Origin of the sequence: Rhizobium sp. P32RR-XVIII (genome assembly GCF_012641395.1) — a bacterium.
In the GTDB taxonomy this organism is placed as follows: domain Bacteria; phylum Pseudomonadota; class Alphaproteobacteria; order Rhizobiales; family Rhizobiaceae; genus Rhizobium.
The window spans coordinates 42424-66813 of sequence record NZ_JABAIH010000013.1 but is presented as its reverse complement, the minus strand read 5'-3'; the positions used below and the strand labels follow the sequence as shown (position 1 = coordinate 66813).

The window sequence follows — 24390 nt, the reverse complement described above, 5'->3', positions numbered from 1 at the left end:
AGATGCGTCTTGAGGCGTTCTCCGTGTGCGTTGCGGCTCTTATAAAGCCGGACCACCGGACCGATGAGGTCCTCAGCAACGCGGGCGATCTGTGGACTTCCCGGACAATCGTGCGCGAGCGAACGGCCGCGGCGAGCTTTTGCGCGTGCCTGGACATGGCGCCCGTTTTATCGTCCCGTTTCCAGACGAGGACCAGGAAGCCCAATCCGATGACCAGCAGGATCCACGCAGGCTGGCTCCAAACGGTGTCGGCGCGCAGGAGCGCCCAGAAAACAAGCGCAAAGGGAATCGCACCAAGTAACCGCGGACCTAACAGGAGGTAGGGATTGTCTTGCCAGGCCGATCGGGCCGAACTGGCGTTCGACGATGATCCGCGCCCAGAACCACGCCTGGAAGCCAAGGATGAAGACGGAAAAACAAAGGGAAATGACCGGCAGCAGGCTCGGATTGCGATCGGTAACCGACCTGATGAAATCCTGACCCTGCGGCATCCAGGCGAGGATGAACCGATTATCGTCACGACCGCGAGAATGAACGGAAAGCCTCTCGTCTTGCAGAGCGTGTCGGAAATGCCCTGCCACCGCGACGGCTGGGGGCAAATTTGACGTTTCGCCATCGAAGTCCCTCCACGTGTGACTTTTCCTTTGGATAAGTTTTGTTGGGAAACTTCAGTTTGCGCGGCCAGATGGGCACCGGCTGCTCCGAGTACGCTCGATCCTAACCCGGTCTATGGCTGCAAGTGATTACTCATCCACTCTCAAGGGCCGTCGGGTCATGTCTATTTTTGTCTAGGTTTGATGGGGTAGCGGCGCTCCAACGCCAGGTGCCGAGGGCAGATCGCCGGAGGAGATGAAAAGCTCCGATCTAGGCGAGTTCGATAACTTACTTCTTGCGATGCCGCTTTAAGCGCTCCCGTGGCTTACCATGCGAGACAATGATTGGAGTACGATGTGCAGGGGTGAAGCCTGCGGCGTCCAGGGCTTCCTTCATCGTTATCGTCTTTGGGGCATCGGCGGCAGCCTCTTCCGGACGAGCTCCGATTTTTCATCCTCACTCATTGGCGATCTCCAATCAGCACTACAATCAACCCGTCACCTCGCAACGTCAATGTGGTTCCTGCGACTGCGCGCCCTCACCTTGGTAATCCAGGCTTCGGATGTCAGACGAGTTTTGCAGGAGCGGGCTGCACAGACTGCGGTCACGTCGCGATCGGAGAACGTTACTCGCTTGGAAACGTTCTAAAGCGCACTCGTTATGGGTGCGATTGAACCAAAATTGGGTGCGATTTGATGGAGCACCGCACACGCTGCCAGCGTGAGGAAACCGGGAGCGTGAAGTTCGAGGTCATGGCATCGACCGACGACCAAACGAAAATCCACATCTACGAGGTCTATGCGGACGCGGCTTTCGGGACGCATCTAAGCAACCCTTCTATCAAGGTGGCATTAGGCCGCCAAGGTCTGCACCTGATCGCGGATCAGAATCCGATACGCGATCCATCTGTCAATGTCTTCACAGAGGCATTGATGATGGCGGTGAAGCGGGAATCGACGATCTCGTTGTCGCGCATTGTCATTCACCCTAGAATGATAGCGATGTGGTTGCTGAACGCGGCGCGGCGCAGCCGCGCCGCGTAGAATCAGATCTGGTCGCGGAGCGGCTTGAAGGAGGCGCGAAGTTCGGCGGTGAAAAGCTCGGGCTGTTCCCAGGCGGCGAAGTGCCCGCCCTTCGGTAGCCGGTTGTAATGGATGAGATTCGGATAAGCTCTCTCCGCCCAGCTCTGCGGCGCCTGGTAGATCTCCTCAGGGAAGGCGCTGACGGCGACCGGGATCTTGATGCCGCGCGGATCGAAGAAGCCGCCAGTCGGGAAGTGCGCGTTGTCCCAATAGAGGCGCGCAGACGAAATCGCGGTGTTAGTCAACCAATACAGTGTGACATTGTCGAGCACGTCGTCGGGCGTCAGCCCTCCTTTCTCGCCGTCGATGGACCGGGCGATCATTCGGTAGCTGCGAATGTCGTGGTCGAGCATCCAGGCGGCGAGCCCGATCGGCGAATCCACGAGACCGTAAAGCGTCTGCGGCCGGTTGTTCATCTCGATTGCATACCCGAGGCCGTTCTTGTTGAAGTCGTCGAGTTGATCCCAGGCCCTTTTCTCGTCGGCAGAAAGACCCGTCGGCTGAGAACCTGTAGCTAGCGCCTTTGAGATTTCCGCTGGCACGGTCGCGGCCATGTTGGTGTGGATGCCGAGAAGTCCTTCGGGCTCCTGCACCGCCATCAGTTCCGTGACGGCGTTGCCCCAGTCGCCGCCCTGGGCGACATACTTCGCATAGCCGAGACGCTGCATCAGCACGGCCCAGGCCTTGGCGATTCGTGGCGGGTTCCATCCTGTCTCCCTCGGCTTGCCGGAGAAGCCGTAGCCCGGCAGTGAGGGGATGACGACGTGGAAGGCGTCGAACTCGGTGCCGCCGTAGACGGTCGGATCGGTTAGGGGCTTGATAACCTTCAACTGTTCGATGATCGAACCGGGCCAGCCGTGGGTGATAATGATCGGCAGCGCGTTCTCGTGCTTCGAGCGGACATGGATAAAATGAATGTCGATACCGTCGATCTCAGTCACGAACTGCGGAAAGCTATTGAGACGCGCCTCGACCTCGCGCCAGTCGTGATCCATCCAATGCTTGGCGAGTTTCTTGATCGTGTCCAACCGGACGCCTTGGCTGTCGTCTGGGACATTCTCCTCGTCGGGCCAGCGCGTGGCGGCAACGCGACGGTGCAAATCCGCGAGTTGCTCGTCAGTGGCGGAAAACTTGAACGGCTTCAGATCCGACATCGCGCTCGTGGCGGCGAACGCCTCGGGAAGCATGCTGACCGCACTTGCGGACGCCGCGACCGCAAGAAACGTTCGACGAGTGACCGTCGGTATGTGGGCCATAGGATCCTCCTACATATTTGCCTTGTCTCTGCGAGAAGGAAGGTCTCACCAAAACGGCTGAGGAGCCATTGCACCATGGTATCGTCGATACCTTTGTATTCGACGCTTCCGTCTGCGCGGGCGGGTAGCATCGGCGTCTCTCTGAACGCGGCGCGTGTCGAAACGGCACGGTGGCAAGCTGTCGCTTCGAGGAGGCAGGCTGTGTAGCGTGGGCCGGCACGTAGGGGAGGAGGGCGGGCTCTTGGTGCGTCGACAGAAAATACCGACCGACCGCCCATTCGACGGGCGAAAGGTCGGCCCGGTCACCTTGCCGACAGTGAAACCGCGGCTAGAGACGTAAGACGTTCCACGAAGTTCATTTCAACATAGCAGTGGCTGCCCATACGGAGCTTATTCAACGGAGTTGAGAGATACCACCACTCGCTGCCGTTCGTTGCAAACGTGATTGCCAGTTCCACGCGCTGATCGTGATTAGTTCGATCACGGGTCGGGCAGTTGCGGCCCAAACGTTCGTGGCGGACCGCTGCTAGCTGCCCGCCAGCGCCCTTGCGACGGCGAGTTCGAGCGCGTCGTCGCTGAACGGTTTGAAGAGACAGTCGATGGCGCCTTGTTTCAGTAGACGCGTGCGCAAGACCTCATCGTGATTGGCCGTGATGAAGACAACAGGAATGTGTCGGCCCAGACGCCTCAGCTCGAGATAAAGAGCCTGACCCGACATGCCCTCCATCTTGACGTCGAGCAAGAGGCAGCGTGTGCCTGACATTTCCGCCGCCTCCAGGAATCCCTCAGCGGAGGAGAACGTTGCAACCTCATGTCCGAACGCTTGGAGCAGAGCTGGCAGGGCTTCGCGTACCGATATGTCGTCGTCGACGACTGAAATTAGTGGACCACGCAACCTTTCCATAGCGACCTCAAAGACCTGCCGCGGATGTACACTTCTAACTGTTGTCTAAGCTAGGATCTCATCAACCTCTGGTATATTGTACCATGGTATCGGTGGAGCGCCCTTCGCATCTTTCAGTCGGTTCGCTCCGACGGCCCTCGCGATCACGTACGCAGCATCCCATTCAGCCAGTTCTCTCGTGTAAGCCGCCGTTCCTCCCATGTGCTGCGGCATCGCGCCTCTCGCGATCGAAGTCTCTCCATGCTGCATCCACAACATGCATGTCGTCGGGGTGGATGACGCTCTTCCATTGCCAGTTTCGCATCTTCTCTCGCGACAGACCGACATAGTCCAGATAATGACGATCGAAGAACTCGGCAGTCCCGTCCGACAAGGCCGACCACGCAAGTGCCGGGATCGAGTCGATCATGAGTTGCAGATGACGTTTGGAACGCCCACGTTCGACCAGCGTCTGGCCTCTCGCGGTATGTATTGCTCCTACGTGCTGCATTTGCCGTGTCGAAAGACATCACCGCCCCTCATTCGAGGGATTCAAAATGGAAGGACTACCCGTACGACTTCCGGCGTTGCGTGCGGGCTCCGCCACTCTACTTACCGGCCAAGGTCTCTGTGTAATGACCGAGCCTTGCTTCGACGTCGGGATCAGTCTGCAACCCGATGCCCATCAGCTTCCCAATATTCTTCTGCGCTATCGGGCGCTGCACGGCCGTGATGAAGGCGTCCCAGCCCGCGCCGATTTCGGGATCCGTTGGAAGGCTCGCGTAATCAACCAGACGCTTGGTGTCGGCGATAGCCTGGCGGTCGAAACCCGAGATCCGGGTCGCCAACGCGTCGACGAACGCGTCTAGCTTTGCGTCAGGAAACGAACGGTTGACATACCCGTACTCCTCCGCCAGATCGCCGTCGATGTCGTCCGATCCGAGAAGGACCTCCAACGCACGACCGCGCCCCATCAGTCTAGGCAGACGCGCCATCGGCCCGCCGCCGGGGACGAAGCCCGCTCCGACCTCCCACTGGGACAGGATGGCTTTCTCTCGGCTCGCGAAACGCATATCGCTGGCAAGAGCAAGCTCGCTACCGACCCCGGTGGCCCTGCCGCGGATCAAGGCGATCGAAACGACGGGCGCCTTGCTGATGCGAACGAGCATGTCGGGGAGGGGGTGGAGACCTGTTCGTCCTGCAGGAAGGCTCGTGGATTCAGACAAAGGCGGCGTGAAGTTGTAGTGGGTCAGAAAGAAGCCTGGTACCGCGCTGTCGAAAACGACGACCCTCAGGTGGGGATCGGCTTCGATCTCGGCGACCACCTTCTCCATCTGCGGTATTGTCTCTGGGCCGAAGATGTTGAAAGGAGGATTGTCGAACGTGACACGCCAGTACGCGGGGGTTCGCTTTTCGACCCTTAGCTGCACCCGTTCATTTGCCCGCTGTGTTTCGGCGTTGGCCGGCTGACCGACCTTCACCGCGACCGTCTGCCCCGATAAGGCGAGCGCCGGGATCGTAAGCAGCGTCGCGCCGGTCAGCACTGTGGATAAGACGGCGAGGACGCTCGATCGTGGTTTGATCTTCATGACTGCCTCCATGGTTGAAACGAAGCGGGTTTCTAAGGCTTGATCGGCGAGGACGAGCTCGCTTCGACGAGCGAGCCCAGAGGGATTGCTGAGCCGCGCCCTACCATTTCCCAAGATGTGCTCCGTTGTCGACGTGGAGCACCTCCCCGGTAATGTTTGCTGACTCTGTCAGGTAGACGACGCCGTCGACAATCTCCTGCACTGCCGTGATCGTGCCCATAGGTGACAATGTCTTTAGAGAGTCAGAGGGATTGTGCGAATGCAGCGGAGTGTCTACGACGCCAGGCGATAGCGCATTCACGCGGATGTGGTTCGCAGCGAATTCCAACGCGAGGTTCTTCGTAATAGAGTTCAACCCGCCCTTCGTGATCATCGGCAAGGATGCCGTCACGCCTGCGATCGGATGGTCCGTCAGTGATGAGGTGATGGTGACGATGCTGCCGCCCGACCTCTGGCGCAACATCTGTCTTACGGCGTGCTTGGTAAAGTGGATGAAGCCCTCGATATTTGTCGCGGAGAGGCGCCGGAAGTCCTCGATCGTGTATTCGAGAAACGGCTTCGTGAAGAAGATCCCGGCGTTGTTCACGAGTGCGTCTATCGATCCGAACTGTTCGACTGCACGCAGTGCCACCCGTTCGGCGGTATCGGGATCGGCCACGTCGCCGTCTATTAGCTCCAGCCGGCCAGCCCGGTCGAAACCGATGCTTTCGCTGATGCGGCGTGACGTGCCGACGACGTTCCAGCCCTTGTCGAGGAACGTTTTCACCAGTCCGGCTCCGATGCCTTGAGACGCTCCCGTGACGATTACTGTCTTGTGCGCGCTCATTCATGCCTCCCTTGAGGTGACGCCCGGCCTACCCTGAAGTGACTGCGGGCGCTGCTGAATTATCCGAGACTCTGGGGCATTTGGCCGGTGCCGACAAACTGCCGACGTGACCACGTCCGGTTCGCCAGAACGATCGCGCGAAATTGGGCCTGCCGCTATTGTACCAAGGTGTCGGCGGTGCCCCGGACGGGGCTGATCATGCGAAAGACCAAGGTGCCCAACTGGTCCTATTACCTTCGGATAAGATACTTGAAATGGACCATGAATTCCTGGCAAGATCGCCGCATCCTCGACCTCTTCGGCATCGAACTTCCGATCGTGCAGGCCTACGACCGGAGTTACCACCGTTGCCATGGTCCTCGCGGTGGCGCGAGCCGGAGGACTTGGTTCGCTGCCGGGCGCGCAATTAAGCGTCGACCGATTTCGAGTGGCGCTGAAGGAAATCTGCGCATCGAACCGACGCGCCAGTGAACATGAACTTCTTCGCGCATGAGACGCCGCTGGCCGATGCTGTGGCGCAGATGCCACGGCGGGCGCCGCGCTCGCGCCGATCCGGTCGACGGGCGGAGGTGCGTCAAGAAATGATTTCCCGACCTTTGGTCGGGAAGGCGGCCAGGCACGCGTCACGACTTCCCCCGCAGGGAGCTGACGAAGATCCCGTACGACGAAGAATGTCCGTCGTCAAAGTGCGGACAGGACTTCTCTGAGCACTCATCCTGCCGTTTTGCCGGTAGACAGATCGGCACGTTCGAACCTTCATTCTCTGCGGGAAAGGTCCTACTTCCGCGAAGGGTTGAGCGATCTTCCTCTCCAACGGTCATTTGGAGCCTGACGATAGTGCCGGCGGTCGCCGTGTTCTCTTACCGGATTCATGGAAAGTGAAGGAAGGCAGTCATGTCGGAACGGGTTTCGAGATATCGTGCCGTAGTCGCAACCGGTTCCGCGTCACTGGCAATCGCTATGGGCATAGGGCGTTTCGCATTCACGCCAATTATGCCGATGATGCTGCGCGATGGAGTGCTCGATCTCGGGACGACGGGGCGGTTGGCAACTGCAAACTACATCGGCTATCTGGCTGGCCGCTGCTCGCGATGATCATCCCGCGCAGGATTGAACGGACGGGCGTAATTCGGGGTATGCTTGCCGTGACGGTTATTCTTACGGGACTTATAGCACTCCCCCTGCCAGCCACCTGGATTTTCCTTCGAGCATAAGGCTCTTCCATGGTTCAGTGGATCAGTTCGTTCTCGGACAGATTAAGCCGCGCAGCCATGTTCACGAGGTGGGGTAGCGAACGTGCGTTCATCTTCCGCATGACTTGGCCACGATGGGCCTTCACGGTTATCTCGCTGATGCCGAGTTCGAACGCGATCTGCTTGTTGAGAAGCCCTGTAATAACCAGGCGCATGACGGCACGCTCGCGAGGGCTTAGTAACCCGTAGGTTTGCTGGAGAAGGGCGAGTTCTTCCTCTTCGCGCGAGACCGTTTCGCTGTGTGCCAGTGCCGCGCCCACTGCCTCGAGAAGAGCTCCGATATCGAGAGGTTTTGTCAGGAATTCAACCGCGCCGGCCTTCATCGCGCGGACTGTCATGGGGACGTCGCCGAAGCCTGTGATGAAGATGATCGGTATTTTGACGCCGTCCGTCACGATCGTTCGTTGCAGCTCAAGACCATTGAGGCCCGGCATATTGACGTCCAGGATGAGACAGCACGGAGTCCGGGGACGCGAGTAATCCAAAAATTGCTCTGCGGATTCGAAGAGCGATGGCTCCCAGCCCCCCGAACGGACCAAAAGTTCCAGCGACTCCCGGACGGACACGTCATCGTCGACGATGAAGACGATAGGCTTACTCATCTCGACAGTCGGCGACCTCGAGCTCTGTTCAGGCGTGTTGGAAATAACACTGTACATGCGCAATCTCCTTATCCGAGATTTATGGGAATGCTCGATCAAGCGCGTCGCGCAGTTCGTCATCAAATGGCTTGAGAAGGCAGTCGACGGCGCCGCGCCGGATTAATACCTGTTTTCGATCGTGGTCGTCCTCAGCCATTATGAAGACGATCGGAATGGTCTCACGTAGCCAAGCGAGTTTGGCTTGGAGCTCCGGACCGGTCGTACTTAGCATAGCGACGTCGAGAGCCAGACACTGCGTTTCCTCCCCAGACGCGCAACTCAAAAACTCTCGTGCGGAGAAACACATCCTGAGGTCAAATCCGAGGAAGCGAACAAGGCAGGGAAGCGGTTCCCGCGCGGGCTCGTCGTCGAGCGAGATGATGGGCGTCGTCGTCATGGCCGCACCTCGAAGTCCATCCTCTCATTCAAACTCTCTGCGTCGCCTCCGATCGTGGAAGAGAGCGGGACCGAAAAGGCGAAGATCGCGCCATGTCCTTTGTTCGCGCTCGCCCATATCTGTCCATTGTGGCTTTCGATGATGGAGCGGCTGACCGACAACCCGATCCCCATGCCGTCCGGCTTGCTCGTGTGTAACGCATCGAACATTCGATCGATGTCCCTTTCGTCGACCCCGGCGCCCGTGTCAGCCACACTCATAAGTATCGCCTCGCCATCAAATTCCGTGCTCACCACGATCTCCCGAGGTTGACTGCTGATTTCGCCCAACGCGTCTGCCGCGTTCCGCAGCAGGTTCATCACAACTTGCTGGAGTTGAACGCGATCTCCTTCAATGAGCGGAAGCTCGTCTTCGAACTGGGTCTTGATCGTGATCCTGTTTCGCTGCAGATCGTTACCGATAAGACCGATGACCTCCCGTGCGGCGTCGTTCAGGTCGACCGGCTCCGTGGCAGTGGTCTGCTTCTTGAACAAGGCCCTGACCCTAGCGATTACTTCCGTGGCTCGGTTTCCGTCTCGAATGGTTCGACGAGCGGCTTCGAGAGCGCCTTCCACATTGGGCGGTGTCGCGGAAAGCATCCGGAGGGACGTGTTGGCATTGGTTATAATGCCGGAAAGAGGCTGATTCACTTCATGAGCGATCGCCGCCGACATCGTCCCCAGGCTCATCGCCCTGCTGATATGCGAGAGTTCGGCGCGGAACTTGTCGCGAGCCTCCTCGGCAAGACGTCGTTCCGCATCGGTCCGCTGCCGCTGTTCCATCTCTTTCCTTAGCGCGACGTTCGCTTTTGCCAGCTCGGCGGACCGTTGGGCCACGCGGCCGTCAAGGACGGCGGCGAGATTTCGTTGCTCTGAAAGTCTGGCGGCGTCATGTGCCGCGACGGCAGCCTGGTTGGCGGCAATGCTGAGGATCAGCCGCTCCTCTTCCGTTGGAAACGCGACGTCGCGAGAGCCGGCAACCAGCACGCCTGCGGCCCCTTGAAGTCCAAGCTGAGCATGCGCGATCACCAAGTCCGCGCCTGTAAACGTCGCAATGGAGATCGGAGGCCATCCGGAGAGCTGGCCGAGCGCACTGTCGAGGGCCGCACCTACAGTGGCCGCCCTGACGGCTGTTTCGCCAAAGGCGACGCGAGCGAACTCCAGGGGCGCATCTCCGCAACTCGAAAAGAGTCGCAGGTACAACAAGTCCGCGTCGAGCATCGATTTGAGAACGTCGAGGAGCGTCTCCCCAACGTGGAGAAGGTCGCCGCCCGACCAGATCGCCGGAAGGGCGATCAATGCGACCAGATCGTTCACACAGCGGCGAAGCCGATCGGTTTCCGGGGAAGGGAAGTAGACGAGATCAGACATCCCCGCTTCCTTTTCTAGGATTGGCCCGATTTGCGGTGATGCCTTCTTCCCAACTCTTGGAGAAATTGGGAAGGAGGAACGTAGAAGGGATTCTCCTGCATCGTTTCCCCTACGACAACCATCGGATGGGTCCTCATGATGTCGATCACCGTCTCGCCTCCGAACTTCGCCAGGTCGTATACGCAGATTACCGCATCCTCGTGCTGGTCCCACAAATCATTGACGCGAGCTTCGAACGCCAAGAGATCGGTGACGTCCGAACGGCCTTCTCCTGCCCAGTCCATCTGACAGACGATCCTGCTCAAGGGGAACTTGCTGCCCGCATCTCCGCTCGCCAGTTCCTCGAATTCGGCGAACATTCGGTGCTGATCGAACCGACCTTCCCGAAGATAAACGTCGGCGTTCGTTCGCACTTCAAGCTGCCCGGATCTCTGCGCTGATTCCGTGTCGATCCCCTCGCATCGCAATCGCGATAGATGCTGCGCTTCGTCTCCGGGATTGAGGAGATGGACCGCCCTGTGCCCACAGGTGAAACCATCGACGATGAAAGGCAACAGGACCTTGTAGGCGTCTTCCTGATTATTGAAGAACGCACATACGTGCCTGCTTCGGCTCAATTCCGAGCTGGCGAATCGAATTGTGGAAGTGCGCGTTTTCATGGGCGATAACAGTCCTCACTCTGTCTCGCGCCTGCTGCCCCATATTATCGGCGCCCGATCGCGTCAAAGCATACGAACTCGGTCCACCCCGGTCCATCGCGCGGGGGGAAGCTTCCATTTATTGACGGACAGTGTCTATTATACAAAGGTGTTGGCTGTGGGGCACGACAGCAACGAGAACGATATTCCTTCACCTCGACGAAGCTAAGCGAAGACTTCTCGGTCCGGATCCTGGCGCATGCCAGCCAGCTCGACGCTGAAATATTCAAGGCTGTCTAGCAACATCCCTTGCATTGACAAGCGACGCATATGCAAAGTTATCTCTTCGTCGGGGCAACGCGGAACTTGCGGCATCAGGTAGCAAAGACCACCAGGCAGTTGCTACCTTGCGGGAACTGGAAATCGGGCTCCGAGACGCTTCCCGGGAGCTTTCGGTCGACTAGGTGGTTCGTTCGAAGAAACGGCGCTCAATAGGTCTGATATCGAACTAATCGATCTGTTATGCGATCAATCAAATAAATGGCAAGATGGTCTGAAGCAGAACCGTACGAAATGGATGCGCGCCCCGTAGGATCATCGTACGAGCGAAGACCAAGCCTCGAACTCTGGTGGCAGTTGCTACGCAAGTTCGCGAACCTCTTGCCCGAATTGCGGGCCCATGACGTTCAGGCGCGGTTGTCAAAAGAGATCTGCCAACAGACTGGCGACCTTATCGATCCGGATCTGCTCTCTAGTGCGTGCGTCATCCTGGCCATCCTTCCTATGGATCAGGTTGTAAAGCAGCAAGTTTGATATCGGCGCTTCGCCTTCGCCATCCCGCATAGGCATCGCCGATACGATCGCCTGTCCCATCATCTCCAGGACTTTAGCCGTGCATTCGGAGCACCGTTTCAACCGATACTAAGGTATCACCGATACCAATGTGCAAGTGTGCCGGGTGATGGTCGTTAGCATACTCCGGCTCGTGCAGTCAGTTTCGCTGCGTCACAGCAAAGGAAGGAGCCGACAGATGAAAGTCCTGATGGTTTTCACCTCGCATGACATACTCGGAAGCACCGGCCGCAAAACGGGTTTCTGGCTCGAAGAAGGTGCCGCGCCATACTACGTCTTTCGCGACGCAGGCATCGATCTGACGCTCGCCTCGCCGAAGGGCGGTCAGCCTCCGGTCGATCCAAAGAGCGATCTGCCGGAAAACCAGACCCCCGCGATGGCCCGCTTCAAGAAGGATCCCGACGCGCAGAAGGTCTTCGCGATGACGAAGAAGCTGAAGGACATGCGGTCGGAAGATTTTGCCGCGGTCTTCTATCCCGGCGGTCATGGGCCGATGTGGGATCTTGCCGAGGACCCGGACTCGATCGCCCTGATTGAGTCCTTCTATAATTCCGGAAAACCAGTCGCGGCCGTTTGCCACGCACCGGGCGTGCTACATCGGGTTACCTACAAAGGTGCGCCGCTCGTCAAGGGTAAGCGCGTTACCGGTTTCACGAACACCGAGGAGGAAGAGGTTCAACTCACCAAGATCGTGCCGTTCCTGGTCGAGGACGAGCTCAAACGGCTGGGCGGACTTTTCGAAAAGAAGGGAAACTGGGAAGCCTTTGCCATCACTGACGGCCGGCTGATCACGGGCCAGAACCCGGCGTCGTCCACGGCGGGCGCTCAAGCGCTCGTCAAGCTTCTTTCTGGTGCGACGCAAGCGGTCGGCTGTACGGCTGCATGACAGGCGGCACGAACCCGCGACGAGAGATCGGTGGTCGCAGAGTCCTGAAGTTGCGACCACGGGCCCTTTTTCGCGGGGGCACTTGGGGCATTCATGAAACCCCGGTCTACTCAAATGACGGCCCCTGCATAGCGTGGACCTTGCGCTGCGAGCTTGGATCTACGGCAACCTTGCCGAAAACAGCGGGCTGGAAGTCTCGCGCCTGGGTTTCGGCTATCACGAGAAGCCGGTGTTATCCGATGAAGAAGTTGCCAAGCAGTCTAGGTGGGATCCCGTCCCCAAAATTCCTCATGACCATGACTCCGCCTCTAGGATAGCCTTGGCGAAGATCTCGGGAGCCTCCTGTGGTAGGTTTTGGCCGATCCCGCCCGAGACCAGACGATGTTCGTATCTGCCCTTGAACTTCTCGGCATAAGCTTTGGGATCTGGATGAGGCGCGCCGTTTGTGTCGCCTTCCATGGTAATCGTCGGGACGAGGATTTCAGGTGCGTTCGCCAGCTTGGCTTCGAGCTTGTCGAACCGCTTTTCCCCCTGCGCCAGCCCCAGTCGCCAGCGGTAGTTGTGCACGACGATTTCGACGTGGTCGGGCTTTGAGAACGCCGCGGCGCTGCGTTCGAAGGTCGCGTCGTCGAACTTCCAGTTCGGAGAGGCGAACTTCCATATTCAGCTTGTTGAAGTCGTTGGTGTACTTTCCGTATCCGTCGCGACCGCGATCGGTGGCGAAGTAATACTGATACCACCACTGAAGTTCCGCCGAGGGTGGAAGCGGCGTCTTGCCGGCGCTCTGGCTTCCCACCAGATAGCCGCTCACGGAGACGAGCGCCTTGCAGCGCTCCGGCCATAGAATAGCGACGATGTCCCCCGTCCTCGCTCCCCAGTCGAAACCGGCGATCGTCGCCTTTTCGATCTTCAGAGCGTCCATCAGGTTGACCATGTCGACCGCGAGCGCGGATGGTTGTCCGTTCCGCTTCGTTTTCGCAGACAGGAATCTGGTGCCTCCAAATCCTCGCAGGAACGGCACGATTACGCGATGACCTTGCTCCGCCAACAGTGGCGCGACCTGGGCAAAGCTATTGATGTCGTAAGGCCAGCCATGGAGCAGAAGCACTTCCCGTCCATCGTCTGGACCGAGCGCGGCGTACGAGACGCTGAGATCCCCGGCGTCGATCCGTTCACTTGCATTCAGCGCAGCGTGGTCGTTCAGTGAGACTTCGGTGCCAGTCGCCCGTTGTGCGACTGCGCGTTCCCCTAGAACGCCGGCTGCCGTCGCGCCTAGGGCGATGCCAGCGAACGAACGTCGGCTGAGATTTGCAAATTCGAAATTGGGCATGACTTTCCGACCATGTTGGAACGAGGTGGTATCTAGCCGTTGCCGCGGCGAGATCTTTCGAGGTTGCTATGTTGTTATCCGAGGTCCTTTGAGGGCTGCTTCCAAGATGCCCACGTCCTCTGCGACGGTTCCACCTTGGACGCCCACGCCGCCGACAAATTCACCATCCCGTTCGCGAGGCGCTCCGCCGCCCATGGCGCAGAATTTCTCCTGCGAAACTAGGTGGAAAAGGTCCTTTCCAGATTGCACTAGGTGAAAGAGGTCGGCGTTCTTAATCCTGAGCGCGGAAGTGTAGGCCTTGCGCTCCGATATCAGCATTGAAAAAGCCAGCGCGCCATTCATGTGGTGCTGGAGCACGGTGTCCCGGTGGACGTCGATCACACGAACCGTTACGCACTTTGGCGCGCGAGGGTTCCTTTTCGATACGTTCGGCGATGTCCTTCGCCAAGGATAACAGATCCATGACTGAGCTCCTTGCGTGAACGTGCGTCGCCACACCCGTGGGAAACGACGAGGCGCCTTCAGGGGAGTGGACTTTGAGGCAGCGCCAAACGGGCCGCCATTGGACTTTGGTATCGGCGATACCTATGTGCAACTGCGGCGTTCGCGGCCAGTCGTCATACTGTAAGACGTTCAGTCGCTGTCGCAGCCAGCCTTCACGGGACCCGACGATGTTCTACCCGACAACAAACCTGCAAGTTCAAGCTTTCATCTCGTTGCTAGAGCGGTTGCGATGGTGACGATGGTCCTCGCGCTGGTGATGATCCATAAGGCTCGTGCTCCTTCGCCGGTGGGTGCCGGCGGCAGAGATCGCTTGGCTCAGGCGTTCCGCTACCACCATGCCGGAATGCGAGCTCTCTGTGCAGGGCGGGGCGGACAAGGATAGGCGCGATGTTCGGAGCCTTCGACTACAAGGCCAATCGGCCGCTGGGGCCAGACGACCTCTCCATATTGCACGCCGTCCTCGTTGAATATTGCCGAGCCCGGCAGTGCGATCGGGGGGGCGCGCAGGCGCTCGCGGCAGCTCGGGAACTTCTTTGTCTGTATGACGCCGGAATAGCCGAACGCGACGCGCTCTTGGAGCGTCTTAACTCGGAATTCCCGCTGTGATGTCGGATCTTCCCGTGCAACGGAAAAGATATGAACTCAGCGCCCCACGCGAAGTATTCGAAAATGGCCAGAGTAGCCTCGGCGGCGTTACGCCGCCTCGAGCCTGACCATCGCTGTCGGAACTCACTCTTCCGCTGGACCAGCAGGACCGGAGACACTTTGGTACAATAGGCACTCGCAAAATTTTCGGCATTCATTATTTCGTGGCTGCACGTCGGGGAGCGCTACGAGGTTCCACGGCGCGTCACCACTTTCGTACGCGATGCGGCGGTATATGCCCCAAGTTGTCCGTTTTTGCATTCTCCTTTTGATATCGGACAATCACGCAGCCGCTATAATCGCCTCGCAGTCTGCAGACGGGTTCCCTTTAACCGATCGAACCCGCAGATCGCCATACAGAGAGGCGGCGCGGTGGTTCCACGCTGCCCGCTCCTAGGGGCCCGCAAAAGATCCACGCGGAGGATGCCCGGAGCGCCGGGACGACAAGGAATGCTCAGATGAACCGCGCGAGCCGCCAACAACCGTCCAACGAAATCTTCTCGCAGACGTCGTTTCTCGACGTTGCGAACGCGCACTATATCGAAAGCTTGCAGGCCCGTTATCTGGATGACCCCAGCTCCGTCGGCGCCGAATGGCGGGATTTCTTCAATTCGCTGGGAGACGACGCAGTCGACATTCGACGGACTGCGAACGGCGCCTCCTGGCAGTCCGCGAACTGGCCCCTACCTTTGAACGGCGAGCTGATCTCCGCCCTGGATGGGAACTGGTCAAAAGACGCTGGCCCGGAACGAACGGCTGGGGCTGGACTTAGCGCCATACCGAAAAGCGATCTGTTCACGGCGAACCGCGACACCGCGCGCGCATTAGCGATCATCCGTGCCTATCGGATGCGCGGTCATCTTAGCGCCCAGCTCGACCCACTGGGCCTGAAGATCCCGAAGGACAATGAAGAGCTGAACCCTTCTTCATACGGTTTCGGGGAAGGGGACTTGGAACGGAAGATATTTATCGACGGCGCCTTCGGGTCCGAATTGTCCACGATGAGAGAGATCGTGACCTGCTTGCGCCGCAGCTATTGCGGTACAGTCGGCTATGAGTACATGCATATTTCAGATCCGGTGCAACGTGCGTGGATTCAGGAGCGAGTCGAAGCCCAGGACAACGTCACCGAACTGGCTGTTGATCGAAAGCGCGCCATTTTGCAGAAGCTTGTCGAGGTTACTGGTTACGAGCGCTATCTCAACAAGAAGTTCGTCGGTACGACCCGTTTCGGTATTGACGGCGGAGAGTCCACGATCATTGCGCTGGAAGAAATCCTAGAATGCGGTGCGGCTCTGGGCGTGGTCGAGGTCGTCTTCGGAATGGCGCATCGTGGTCGCCTGAACGTCCTCAGTCAGGTCATCCGCAAGCCTCACCGCGCAATCTTCAGCGAATTCAAAGGGGGGTCGTTCTTTCCCGATGAGGTCGAAGGTTCGGGAGATGTGAAGTACCATCTAGGCACCTCGTCGGATCGGGAGTTCAATGGCAAGACGGTTCATCTGTCCCTGCTTGCGAATCCCTCCCACCTCGAGATCATCGATCCGGTGGTTCTCGGAAAGGTCAGGGCAAAGCAGGAGCAGAGAAACGATTCCGTCGATCGAACGACCGTCTTGCCGCTTTTGATCCATGGGGACGCGGCCTTCGCGGGGCAGGGCGTCGTTGCCGAGAGCCTCGGCCTCTCAGGTCTGAAGGGGTTTCGAACCGGCGGCTCGGTCCATCTGATAATCAACAACCAGGTCGGCTTCACGACGGATCCCAGCTACTCCCGCTCGTCACCATATCCGTCTGACATCGCGAAAATGGTCGAGGCGCCCATCTTCCACGTCAACGGCGATGATCCCGAGGCTGTGGCTCGTGTCTCAAGGCTGGCCATCGAATATCGCCAAACGTTCCACAAGCCCGTTGTCATCGATCTGATCTGTTTCAGGCTCTTCGGCCACAATGAGGGCGACGAGCCGTCGTTCACACAGCCGGCGATGTACAAGGAGGTCCGCAGGCATAAATCGACGCTCGATATTTACGCAGAGCGTCTGATTTCGGAGGACGTCGTAGCAAGAGGCGAAGTCGAGGAAGCCGGCGCCAGGTGGACCGAGCATCTCGACTTGGAGCTTGAGGCGTCGAAGTCCTACAAGCCGGAGAAGGGCGACTGGCTTGATGGCAAATGGGCGGGCCTCGGCTCCGGCCAGTCGGCTAGCGAGGAGGAATCCGATAGCCTGACCGGCGTCGACGTGGTTAGGCTGGCAACCATCGGGGAAAAGATCACGACTCTCCCCGAGGGCTTCAACGCGCACCCCACGGTCGTTCGTTTCATCGAGGCGCGGCGGAAGGCGATCGAGGCAGGCAAAGGTATCGATTGGGCAACGGCAGAAGCGCTCGCCTTGGGGTCGCTTGCCGACGACGGATATCCCGTCCGACTATCGGGGCAAGACAGCGAGCGCGGGACGTTCTCGCAGCGCCATTCGGTGATTATCGATCAGGAGACCGGCGCTCGGTACATGCCGCTGAATTCAATCACTCCTAAACAGGCGCCGTGCGAGACTTTCAACTCGATGCTTTCGGAGCAGGGCGTGCTTGGCTTCGAGTATGGTTATTCGCTTGCCGAGCCGAAAGCCCTGGTTCTTTGGGAGGCGCAATTCGGCGACTTCGCAAACAGCGCTCAGGTGGTGTTCGACCAATTCCTCTCGTCCGCCGAGCGCAAGTGGCTCCGGATGTCGGGTTTAGTCTGTCTCCTCCCTCATGGATACGACGGTCAGGGTCCCGAGCACTCTTCGGCTCGTCTGGAGCGCTATCTGCAGAGTTCGGCTGAGGGCAACTGGCAGGTGGCCAACTGCTCAACGCCGGCAAACTATTTTCACATCCTCAGACGGCAGTTGACCCGCGACTTCCGCAAGCCGCTGATACTGATGACCCCGAAAAGCCTGTTGCGACACAAGCTGTGCAAGTCGGACCTGGCGGACCTGAGCGCCGACGGAAAATTCCAGCGCATTCTGCGAGACAACAGCGAAACGGACGGCGAGAACTCAATCAAGCTGGCGCAGGACAGCAAGATCCGGCAGGTGCTGCTGTGTTCCGGCAAGGTTTACTACGACTTCGAGGAGGAGCGGACCAAGCGCGGGTTCGACGACGTCTATCTTCTCCGCGTTGAGCAGCTCTACCCGTTCCCGGCGAAAGCGTTGGCGGCCGAGCTGGCGCGGTTCCCCAACGCGAACATCGTATGGTGCCAGGAGGAGCCGAAGAACATGGGGGCTTGGTCGTTTGTTGAGACCTACATCGAATGGGCGATCAAGCAAGCTCGAGGAACCCCAACCCGGCCGCAGTACGTGGGGCGTCCGGCATCGGCGTCGACGGCGGCGGGTCAGATGTCTCGCCACATTGCCGAGACTGGCCTATTTATGGACGCAGCATTCGCGCCTTGAGCCTGCAGATGGTGCCATGAAAGGAGCGATGTCGATGTCACCCAGAATATCACATAGGTCGACGGCCATTCCGGAACCGCCTGACGGCTATCTTGAAGCGGGCCTCCCCGAACTGCTCGACTACTACCGCACAATGTTGCTTATCCGGAGGTTCGAGGAACGGGCGGGCCAGCTATATGGGTCCGGCCTCATCGGAGGTTTCTGTCACCTGTACATCGGCCAGGAAGCGATCGCGGTGGGAATGCGCGCGGTCTTTCAGCCGGGCGACCAGATCATCACCAGTTACCGGGATCATGGGCATATGATCGCGGCGGGCATGAGTCCGAGGGCGGTGATGGCGGAGCTGACCGGACGGGATGCCGGGGTGTCTCGGGGCAAAGGAGGATCGATGCACATGTTCGATGTTGCCAAGGGGTTCTACGGGGGGCACGGCATCGTCGGTGCGCAGGTGTCGCTCGGCACGGGGCTTGCGTTTGCAAACCGCTATCGCGGCAATGGGGCCGTATGCTTCGCATACATGGGAGACGGCGCGGTGAACCAGGGTCAGGTTGCGGAGAGTTTCAATATGGCGGCTGTGCACTCCCTGCCCATCGTCTACGTCATCGAGAACAACCGCTACGCCATGGGCACTTCGGTCGAACGGTCAACCACCGAGGTCCCACTGTACCAGCGCGGCCTCGCCTTCAACGTTCCCGGCGAGAGGGTCAATGGCATGGACATCCTCGCGGTGCGGGAGGCGGGGGCGCGAGCCAGGTCGAGAGCGGCGGCTGGGGACGGTCCAACAATTCTCGAGATGGAGACCTATCGCTACCGCGGCCACTCGATGTCGGACCCGGCGAAATACCGGACGCGCGAGGAGGTCGACACTATGAGGTCGACACGCGATCCCATCGAAAGTCTGCGCTCTCTCATCGAACGACGGGATGTTGAGCGAAACGCCCTAGAAGAGATCGACGCGTCGGTGAAGGGCGTCGTTCAGGACGCCGCGCAGTTCGCAAGTTCGGCACCGGAACCCGATGCGCTTGAACTCACGAGCGATATATATCGGAACTAGCGGCAATAGCCGCTTCGACGGCGGACTACTTGCATATCGATGTTCACCTGCTCGGCAAGCTGGGGAGGCCTGCCGAGCTCCGCCGGTTGAGGCAGCCGCTGTCCAATGCCTCCCGGTGGAGCGAAATGCTTGAAGAAGCGGCGAAGCATACGGCAGCAGATCGAGTTCCAAGGAACGACTATGGACACGTTTGCAATCATCAAGGCGCTCTCGCACCCCGCTCGAATGGACATCCTCAGTTGGCTGAAAGATCCGGAGAAGCATTTCGATGCTCAGGAGCATCCCTTAGCAATGGGCGTCTGCGCGAACCAGTTCCAGCGAAGCGGACTGGCGCAGTCCACCGTCTCGGGCCACCTCACTGCGTTGAGCGCTGCCGGCCTCCTGACCACGAGACGGGTGGGGCAATGGATGTTCTACAAGCGCGACGAGGAAGCGATTGCCATGTTCTTGAGACAGCTAACGCAGGATCTATGACCGGGGAGGCTGCGGTCAAACCTGACGGACATCAATAACCACACGCCCGCGGATTCTGCCCGCGATGATGTCCTCCGCGAGCTGCGGGAGCTTCGACATAGGCTCGACTGTAGTCATTTTGCTGAGCTTCTCTCTGTCGAGATCGCGTGCCAGACGTTTCCACGCACCTAGCCGCTGCTCTATCGGCGCGCTCACGGAATCCATCCCGATCAGCGCAACACTCCGGAGGATGTGCGGCATCACGGTTGCGTTAAGATCTGCTCCCCCGGCAAGCCCGCAGGCCACGATCGCACCACCGCGTACGGTCTGAGCAAGGGCATTGACCAGGGTGTTCGAGCCGACGCTGTCGATGCCGCCGGTCCAGCGTTCCTTTTGAAGTGGTGGGCCCTTTTCCTGCAAGCTCGCTCTGTCGATGACGCCGCTTGCTCCAAGCGAAGCGAGATAGTCGTGAGTCTCCCGCCGACCGGTCGACGCAGTCACTCTGTAGCCTTGTGCAGAAAGAAGAGCGATAGCAACGGAGCCCACGCCGCCGGCCGCTCCGGTGACCAGCACTTCACCTTCGCCGGGCCGTATCGTTCCCCACTTCTCCAGTGCGTCGACACATAGTGCGGACGTGTAGCCGGCGGTGCCGATCGCCATCGCCTCCTGCATCGAGAAGGCATCGGGGAGGGGGATCAGCCACTCCGCCTTGACCCGCTGGTACCTGACGTAGGCTCCCCATTCCGTCTCCGACAGCCCCCATCCGTTCAGGATGACCTTGTCGCCCGGCCGCCATCTAGGAGATCTGCTTTCGACGATCGTCCCTGCGAGGTCAACCCCGCCGATCATGGGCATCCGCCGAGCGATCCGCGCTTTGCCCGTGATCGCCAGGCCGTCCTTGTAGTTGAGCGTCGAGTAGGCAATTTCGACGAGTACGTCGTAGTCGGGAAACTGGTCGATGGAAACCTCGCGAAAGCGGCCCGCCATTTTGCCGTCCACCGTATCGATCACCATCGCGGTGAAGCTCTTTTCCATAACTACCTCCCTGGGCAATTTGCCGTTCGATGACAGAGGAATGGCGCCGTCAAGCGGTCGCGAGCGACGCCCGTCTTCGAGGTGGTGGTTCGGCGATCGCGGCCGTCTCGGGCGGCCGAAACCGGTGACGATACTCGACGGGCGTGACATTGATCCTTCGCATGAAAGCTCGGCGCAGGCCCGTCTGGTCTGCGAACCCGCACAGGCTTGCGACCCTCTTCAGGGGCGTGTCGCTTTCTTCCAGGATTCTTCGAGCGGCTTCGACCCTGGCCGCCTCGACGTAGTCGCCAGGTGTCATGTGGGTCTCGCGTTTGAAGGTGCGTGCGAAGTTGCGACTGCTCATCCCTAGGCGCGCCGCCAGCGTCTCCACGGACAGATCGTCGGCTATGTTCTCGACGATCCACTGCGTGATATCCCGGATCGGACCGATCCCCGCCGCCTGAGCTTCGAGATGGACGCTAAACTGCGACTGACCGCCGGGGCGCTGCAGAAAAAGGATGAGCTCCTTTGCTACCCGTAGCGCCATGCTGCGACCGAAGTCTTCTTCGACAAGGGCAAGCGCTAGATCCATGCTCGCGGTAACGCCCGCGCTTGTATAGATGGGCCCGTCCTTCACGAATATGGTATTGGGTTCCAGTCTCACCGTCGGGAACATGCTAGCGAGACGGGACGTCGAATTCCAATGCGTCGTCGCACGCCGACCATCGAGTAGGCCCGCCTTGCCCAAGAGGAAGGCGCCAGTGCATATCGACGCGAGCCTGCGGACGTGGCGCGCCTCCCGGATGATCCATTGAACAAGCTCGCGATGGTCCTCGTATTGGCGCACGCTGGGGCTGCCGGCAATCAGCAAGGTGTCGAATCCTTCTAGGGTATTCTCGATCGACAAGTCCGGCAGAAATCGAGTGCCATTAAGGGCTGTGACAGGTTCCATGGACAGTGCCACAATTTTGACCGTGTACCCGGATCGCCCCGTCAGTAGGGTGGTGGCCTCGGAGAACACGTCCATCGGGCCGGCTACATCGAGCATTTGGACGCCCGGAATGGCGAGAATGGCGATACGCATTTTTGCCCTGCCTTACGGATTCGTCTGCGTTCCGGCGGTTCCTTGCTAGCTGCTCGTAAACTCCCGGACTGCGAAGGAGCAGCTAGATTTGTGATCTTAGGTCGTGGTAGTGCCCGGTCAAGCGATCCAAGCTGAACGCTCTGTTGAGACCGCTTGGGTTCGGCAGGACCCACGTTTTCGCAGCCGCGAACACGTCGCTCTGTCTGCCCCAATCGCAATCGCCTCGACCGCTGATAGCGGCAAATGCCGCCTTACCGAGAAATGCAAGATGGGCCGGTCCAAACTTGCTGATCTTTGCCTCCAATTGGGGTACTGCCGTGAGGTAGTCGCTGGCTACCAGCTCGGCTGCGCTTCTGGTCGCGCGGGATACCGCGGCCGTGATCCCGCAGCCATATTGCAGCAGGTGCTGTTCCTCCTCCGCCCGTAACAGCCGGGGAGTGAAGCCGGCCAAATGCAGTACCCGCCAGAAGCGGTTGCTGGGAGACGAGAAATTGTGGCCGTCTCGTTGAGCAGTCAGAGCTGGATTAAGGCCACAGAACACAACGCGGAGACCGGGCGCGAGAACGTCTGACAACCCGGCGCCTCGCGCCAGCATATCGTCATCGCGGCCGGCTTCTATAGACATGACATTCCTCCTGGCAGGATCACACCAGGGCACGACCTTCGGCAGCGATCACAGAGCCCATGTCGACGATCTCTTCTGACAGAATCATCTCATTGTGGGGTCGTCCCGACGGAATCATCGGCAAACAGTTTTCAGTCTTCTCGACCCGGCAGTCAAAAATCACCGGACCAGGAGTGTCGAGCATTTCTAGGATCTTGCCGTCCAATTCGTCCGGTGTCTCCGCGCGAATGCCGACCGCGCCGTACGCCTCGGCCAGCTTCACGAAGTCCGGCAGGCTTTCCGAATATGAATGACTGTAGCGCTCGTCGTGCAGCAATTCCTGCCATTGGCGGATCATCCCCATGTACTCGTTGTTGAGAATGAAGATCTTGACCGGAAGCCGGTACTGCACGGCCGTTGACATCTCTTGCATGTTCATCAGTATCGACGCCTCGCCGGCGATGTCTATGACGAGGCTTTTCGGATGCGCGAGTTGTACGCCGATCGCCGCCGGCAAGCCGTAGCCCATCGTTCCGAGCCCTCCGGACGTCATCCAGCGGTTCGGTTCGTTCAGATGGAAGAACTGCGCGGCCCACATCTGGTGCTGCCCGACCTCCGTCGTCACGTAAACATCCCGATCAAGGGTCAGCGCCCGTAGGCGCTCGAGTGCGTACTGAGGTTTGATGACTTCCGACGAATTGAGGTAGCTGAACGCCTTGCGTGCCCGCCAGATGTTGATCTGGAGCCACCATGGCGCGAGCTTCTCGGTGCGTTCTTGCCGACGCTCCCGCGGCCACGCAGCGATGAGGTCTTCCAAGACCGACAGGGCGTCCCCGACTATGCCGACGTCGACGGGTACGATCTTTCCGATCGACGACGGATCGATATCGATGTGGATCTTCGTCGATCCCGGCGAGAAGGCGTCGAGACGTCCGGTGACGCGATCGTCGAACCGTGCGCCGAGGCACAACATGACGTCGCAATCGTGCATCGCATGGTTGGCTTCGTACGCGCCATGCATGCCAGGCATTCCCAACCACAGCGGATCGGAGGCCGGGAACGCCCCAAGACCCATGAGCGTAGAGGTGACGGGAGCGCCCAACAGAGCGGCAAACTCCCTTAGACGCTCGCTAGCCTTCGGTCCCGAATTGATGACGCCGCCGCCGGTATAGAGAATGGGCCGTTGGGCCCCCAACAGCAGTTTGACCGCTTCCGCGATGCTTGCGGGATCGCCCTTGGTCTGCGGCTCGTAGCGATGCAGAGGCAGACTTTCGCCAGGAGCGACATATGGTCCACGTGAGACCTGAATGTCCTTGGGGATGTCGATCAAGACCGGTCCGGGCCTTCCGGTGGTCGCAATGCGATGGGCCTCGTGCATGACATGGGGAAGTTCCTCGATGCTCCTAACAAGGTAGTTGTGCTTCGTGCACGACCGGGTGATCCCGATCGTATCGGCTTCCTGGAAGGCGTCCGTGCCAATCAGATGGGTGGGCACCTGACCGGTGATGACGATCAGCGGGATCGAATCCATCAGCGCGTCGACGATGCCCACGACGGTGTTGATCGCGCCAGGTCCGCTGGTGACGAGAACGATGCCCGGCTTTCCGCTCGAGCGCGCGTATCCTTCGGCCGCGTGGGCAGCACCTTGCTCGTGGCGCACAAGGATGTGGCGCAGCCGGGGTTCGTCCAATAGGGCATCGTAGATTGGAAGCACCGCGCCGCCCGGATAGCCGAAAAGGATTTCTGCCCCCTGGTCCGCCAGCGCCCGTACAACCATCTCGGCACCCGTCATTTCGCCGTGATCTGCCGAGGAGGTCGTCGATGTCTTGATGTTGATCGTCATGGCTCATTTCCACTTGTAGCGCAGAAGCTCTCGGCTGTTGACGCACTATAGGCGGGTGTCGTTTGTCCGGAATCGTGAAGTATTGGCAATAACGGACAATTCGACGTCGTTTACTGCCAGCGTTGCCCAGCGACGAA

Annotated in this window: 23 protein-coding genes and 1 pseudogene; 8 read left to right on the top strand and 16 right to left on the bottom strand. The window is 59.4% G+C overall.

What is annotated here, in order from left to right; translation table 11 throughout:
* Positions 1 to 326 precede the first annotated feature (326 nt).
* Together HGP14_RS26800 and HGP14_RS26795 are read left to right on the top strand one after the other, a co-directional pair.
* Positions 327 to 605, top strand: coding sequence for a hypothetical protein (locus HGP14_RS26800; protein ID WP_168832909.1), 279 nt, complete (start codon positions 327 to 329; stop codon positions 603 to 605).
* 726 nt (positions 606 to 1331) lie between these two features.
* Positions 1332 to 1637, top strand: a complete 306-nt coding sequence (locus HGP14_RS26795) for a hypothetical protein (protein WP_168832908.1) — start codon at positions 1332 to 1334, stop codon at positions 1635 to 1637.
* 2 nt (positions 1638 to 1639) lie between these two features.
* Here HGP14_RS26795 and HGP14_RS26790 read toward each other — a convergent pair whose 3' ends face one another.
* The 5 genes from HGP14_RS26790 to HGP14_RS26770 form a co-directional block, all read right to left on the bottom strand.
* Positions 1640 to 2932, bottom strand: a complete 1293-nt coding sequence (locus tag HGP14_RS26790) for an epoxide hydrolase family protein (RefSeq protein ID WP_168832907.1) — start codon at positions 2930 to 2932, stop codon at positions 1640 to 1642.
* A 526-nt stretch (positions 2933 to 3458) separates the two neighbouring features.
* Positions 3459 to 3836 carry a response regulator transcription factor gene (locus HGP14_RS26785; RefSeq protein WP_168832906.1) on the bottom strand — a complete coding sequence of 126 codons (378 nt, stop codon included), beginning with the start codon at positions 3834 to 3836 and terminating at the stop codon, positions 3459 to 3461.
* A 163-nt stretch (positions 3837 to 3999) separates the two neighbouring features.
* Complete coding sequence (locus HGP14_RS26780) at positions 4000 to 4326, bottom strand: PAS domain-containing protein (RefSeq protein WP_168832905.1); 327 nt, start codon at positions 4324 to 4326, stop codon at positions 4000 to 4002.
* Between the two features lie 97 nt (positions 4327 to 4423).
* Positions 4424 to 5404 carry an enoyl-CoA hydratase/isomerase family protein gene (locus tag HGP14_RS26775; protein WP_168832904.1) on the bottom strand — a complete coding sequence of 327 codons (981 nt, stop codon included), beginning with the start codon at positions 5402 to 5404 and terminating at the stop codon, positions 4424 to 4426.
* Between the two features lie 100 nt (positions 5405 to 5504).
* Complete coding sequence (locus tag HGP14_RS26770) at positions 5505 to 6230, bottom strand: SDR family NAD(P)-dependent oxidoreductase (protein WP_168832903.1); 726 nt, start codon at positions 6228 to 6230, stop codon at positions 5505 to 5507.
* Between the two features lie 894 nt (positions 6231 to 7124).
* Between HGP14_RS26770 and HGP14_RS35745 the strand changes: the two genes are divergently transcribed.
* Positions 7125 to 7325 carry a YbfB/YjiJ family MFS transporter gene (locus tag HGP14_RS35745; RefSeq protein ID WP_312862187.1) on the top strand — a complete coding sequence of 67 codons (201 nt, stop codon included), beginning with the start codon at positions 7125 to 7127 and terminating at the stop codon, positions 7323 to 7325.
* A 133-nt stretch (positions 7326 to 7458) separates the two neighbouring features.
* On the opposite strand, the gene HGP14_RS26760 is transcribed toward HGP14_RS35745, so the two are convergent.
* From HGP14_RS26760 to HGP14_RS35275, 5 genes are all read right to left on the bottom strand, one after another.
* Positions 7459 to 8142: a response regulator transcription factor gene (locus HGP14_RS26760; protein WP_168832902.1), complete on the bottom strand. Its 684-nt coding sequence runs from the start codon at positions 8140 to 8142 to the stop codon at positions 7459 to 7461.
* 22 nt (positions 8143 to 8164) lie between these two features.
* Positions 8165 to 8521, bottom strand: coding sequence for a response regulator (locus HGP14_RS26755; protein ID WP_168832901.1), 357 nt, complete (start codon positions 8519 to 8521; stop codon positions 8165 to 8167).
* Entirely contained in the window at positions 8518 to 9930 is a 1413-nt protein-coding gene (locus HGP14_RS26750; protein WP_168832900.1) for a sensor histidine kinase, read from the bottom strand. The genes HGP14_RS26755 and HGP14_RS26750 overlap by 4 nt, the downstream gene beginning before the upstream one ends.
* 14 nt (positions 9931 to 9944) lie before the next feature.
* A complete protein-coding gene (locus tag HGP14_RS26745; RefSeq protein WP_168832899.1) occupies positions 9945 to 10589 on the bottom strand; it encodes an MEDS domain-containing protein in 645 nt (214 codons plus the stop codon).
* Positions 10590 to 11267: 678 nt separating this feature from the next.
* A complete protein-coding gene (locus HGP14_RS35275) occupies positions 11268 to 11441 on the bottom strand; it encodes a hypothetical protein (RefSeq protein ID WP_205927356.1) in 174 nt (57 codons plus the stop codon).
* Positions 11442 to 11598: 157 nt separating this feature from the next.
* Here HGP14_RS35275 and HGP14_RS26740 point away from each other — a divergent pair, with 157 nt between their 5' ends.
* Positions 11599 to 12306: a type 1 glutamine amidotransferase domain-containing protein gene (locus tag HGP14_RS26740; protein ID WP_168832898.1), complete on the top strand. Its 708-nt coding sequence runs from the start codon at positions 11599 to 11601 to the stop codon at positions 12304 to 12306.
* A 288-nt stretch (positions 12307 to 12594) separates the two neighbouring features.
* On the opposite strand, the pseudogene HGP14_RS26735 reads toward HGP14_RS26740, so the two are convergent.
* Both HGP14_RS26735 and HGP14_RS36750 read right to left on the bottom strand, forming a co-directional pair.
* Positions 12595 to 13636, bottom strand: a pseudogene (locus tag HGP14_RS26735) (alpha/beta fold hydrolase).
* A 66-nt stretch (positions 13637 to 13702) separates the two neighbouring features.
* The gene (locus HGP14_RS36750) at positions 13703 to 13978 is read right to left on the bottom strand and encodes a heme-binding protein (RefSeq protein WP_409527107.1); all 276 of its coding nucleotides are present in this window, start codon (positions 13976 to 13978) and stop codon (positions 13703 to 13705) included.
* A 549-nt stretch (positions 13979 to 14527) separates the two neighbouring features.
* On the opposite strand from HGP14_RS36750, the gene HGP14_RS26725 reads away from it, so the two are divergent.
* The 4 genes from HGP14_RS26725 (at position 14528) to HGP14_RS26710 (ending at position 19729) form a co-directional block, all read left to right on the top strand.
* Positions 14528 to 14746: a hypothetical protein gene (locus HGP14_RS26725; protein ID WP_168832896.1), complete on the top strand. Its 219-nt coding sequence runs from the start codon at positions 14528 to 14530 to the stop codon at positions 14744 to 14746.
* Between the two features lie 497 nt (positions 14747 to 15243).
* Positions 15244 to 18201: a 2-oxoglutarate dehydrogenase E1 component gene (locus tag HGP14_RS26720; protein WP_168832895.1), complete on the top strand. Its 2958-nt coding sequence runs from the start codon at positions 15244 to 15246 to the stop codon at positions 18199 to 18201.
* A gap of 34 nt (positions 18202 to 18235) precedes the next feature.
* The gene (gene pdhA, locus HGP14_RS26715) at positions 18236 to 19255 is read left to right on the top strand and encodes a pyruvate dehydrogenase (acetyl-transferring) E1 component subunit alpha (RefSeq protein ID WP_281408125.1); all 1020 of its coding nucleotides are present in this window, start codon (positions 18236 to 18238) and stop codon (positions 19253 to 19255) included.
* Between the two features lie 180 nt (positions 19256 to 19435).
* On the top strand, positions 19436 to 19729 hold the full coding sequence (locus tag HGP14_RS26710) for an ArsR/SmtB family transcription factor (RefSeq protein ID WP_168832893.1): 294 nt from the start codon (positions 19436 to 19438) through the stop codon (positions 19727 to 19729).
* Between the two features lie 15 nt (positions 19730 to 19744).
* Here the strand turns inward: HGP14_RS26710 and HGP14_RS26705 are convergent, their stop codons facing one another.
* The 4 genes from HGP14_RS26705 to HGP14_RS26690 form a co-directional block, all read right to left on the bottom strand.
* On the bottom strand, positions 19745 to 20743 hold the full coding sequence (locus HGP14_RS26705) for an MDR family oxidoreductase (protein ID WP_168832892.1): 999 nt from the start codon (positions 20741 to 20743) through the stop codon (positions 19745 to 19747).
* 49 nt (positions 20744 to 20792) lie between these two features.
* Entirely contained in the window at positions 20793 to 21806 is a 1014-nt protein-coding gene (locus tag HGP14_RS26700; RefSeq protein WP_168832891.1) for a GlxA family transcriptional regulator, read from the bottom strand.
* Positions 21807 to 21888: 82 nt separating this feature from the next.
* Positions 21889 to 22431 (bottom strand): G/U mismatch-specific DNA glycosylase, encoded by a 543-nt coding sequence (gene mug / locus HGP14_RS26695; protein ID WP_168832890.1) that lies wholly within the window; start codon positions 22429 to 22431, stop codon positions 21889 to 21891.
* Between the two features lie 19 nt (positions 22432 to 22450).
* Complete coding sequence (locus HGP14_RS26690) at positions 22451 to 24253, bottom strand: acetolactate synthase 3 large subunit (protein WP_168832889.1); 1803 nt, start codon at positions 24251 to 24253, stop codon at positions 22451 to 22453.
* Positions 24254 to 24390 lie beyond the last annotated feature (137 nt).

Coding starts and splice junctions, on each gene's coding strand:
- HGP14_RS26740 (WP_168832898.1), top strand. CDS start 11,599: ATGAAAGTCCTGATGGTTTTCACCTCGCATGACATACTCGGAAGCACC.
- HGP14_RS26700 (WP_168832891.1), bottom strand. CDS start 21,806: ATGCGTATCGCCATTCTCGCCATTCCGGGCGTCCAAATGCTCGATGTA.
- pdhA (WP_281408125.1), top strand. CDS start 18,236: ATGTCACCCAGAATATCACATAGGTCGACGGCCATTCCGGAACCGCCT.
- HGP14_RS26720 (WP_168832895.1), top strand. CDS start 15,244: ATGAACCGCGCGAGCCGCCAACAACCGTCCAACGAAATCTTCTCGCAG.
- HGP14_RS26755 (WP_168832901.1), bottom strand. CDS start 8,521: ATGACGACGACGCCCATCATCTCGCTCGACGACGAGCCCGCGCGGGAA.
- HGP14_RS35275 (WP_205927356.1), bottom strand. CDS start 11,441: ATGGGACAGGCGATCGTATCGGCGATGCCTATGCGGGATGGCGAAGGC.
- HGP14_RS26780 (WP_168832905.1), bottom strand. CDS start 4,326: ATGCAGCACGTAGGAGCAATACATACCGCGAGAGGCCAGACGCTGGTC.
- HGP14_RS26745 (WP_168832899.1), bottom strand. CDS start 10,589: ATGAAAACGCGCACTTCCACAATTCGATTCGCCAGCTCGGAATTGAGC.
- HGP14_RS26725 (WP_168832896.1), top strand. CDS start 14,528: ATGTTCGGAGCCTTCGACTACAAGGCCAATCGGCCGCTGGGGCCAGAC.
- HGP14_RS26750 (WP_168832900.1), bottom strand. CDS start 9,930: ATGTCTGATCTCGTCTACTTCCCTTCCCCGGAAACCGATCGGCTTCGC.
- HGP14_RS35745 (WP_312862187.1), top strand. CDS start 7,125: ATGTCGGAACGGGTTTCGAGATATCGTGCCGTAGTCGCAACCGGTTCC.
- HGP14_RS36750 (WP_409527107.1), bottom strand. CDS start 13,978: ATGAATGGCGCGCTGGCTTTTTCAATGCTGATATCGGAGCGCAAGGCC.
- HGP14_RS26705 (WP_168832892.1), bottom strand. CDS start 20,743: ATGGAAAAGAGCTTCACCGCGATGGTGATCGATACGGTGGACGGCAAA.
- HGP14_RS26710 (WP_168832893.1), top strand. CDS start 19,436: ATGGACACGTTTGCAATCATCAAGGCGCTCTCGCACCCCGCTCGAATG.
- HGP14_RS26770 (WP_168832903.1), bottom strand. CDS start 6,230: ATGAGCGCGCACAAGACAGTAATCGTCACGGGAGCGTCTCAAGGCATC.
- mug (WP_168832890.1), bottom strand. CDS start 22,431: ATGTCTATAGAAGCCGGCCGCGATGACGATATGCTGGCGCGAGGCGCC.
- HGP14_RS26790 (WP_168832907.1), bottom strand. CDS start 2,932: ATGGCCCACATACCGACGGTCACTCGTCGAACGTTTCTTGCGGTCGCG.
- HGP14_RS26760 (WP_168832902.1), bottom strand. CDS start 8,142: ATGTACAGTGTTATTTCCAACACGCCTGAACAGAGCTCGAGGTCGCCG.
- HGP14_RS26775 (WP_168832904.1), bottom strand. CDS start 5,404: ATGAAGATCAAACCACGATCGAGCGTCCTCGCCGTCTTATCCACAGTG.
- HGP14_RS26785 (WP_168832906.1), bottom strand. CDS start 3,836: ATGGAAAGGTTGCGTGGTCCACTAATTTCAGTCGTCGACGACGACATA.
- HGP14_RS26690 (WP_168832889.1), bottom strand. CDS start 24,253: ATGACGATCAACATCAAGACATCGACGACCTCCTCGGCAGATCACGGC.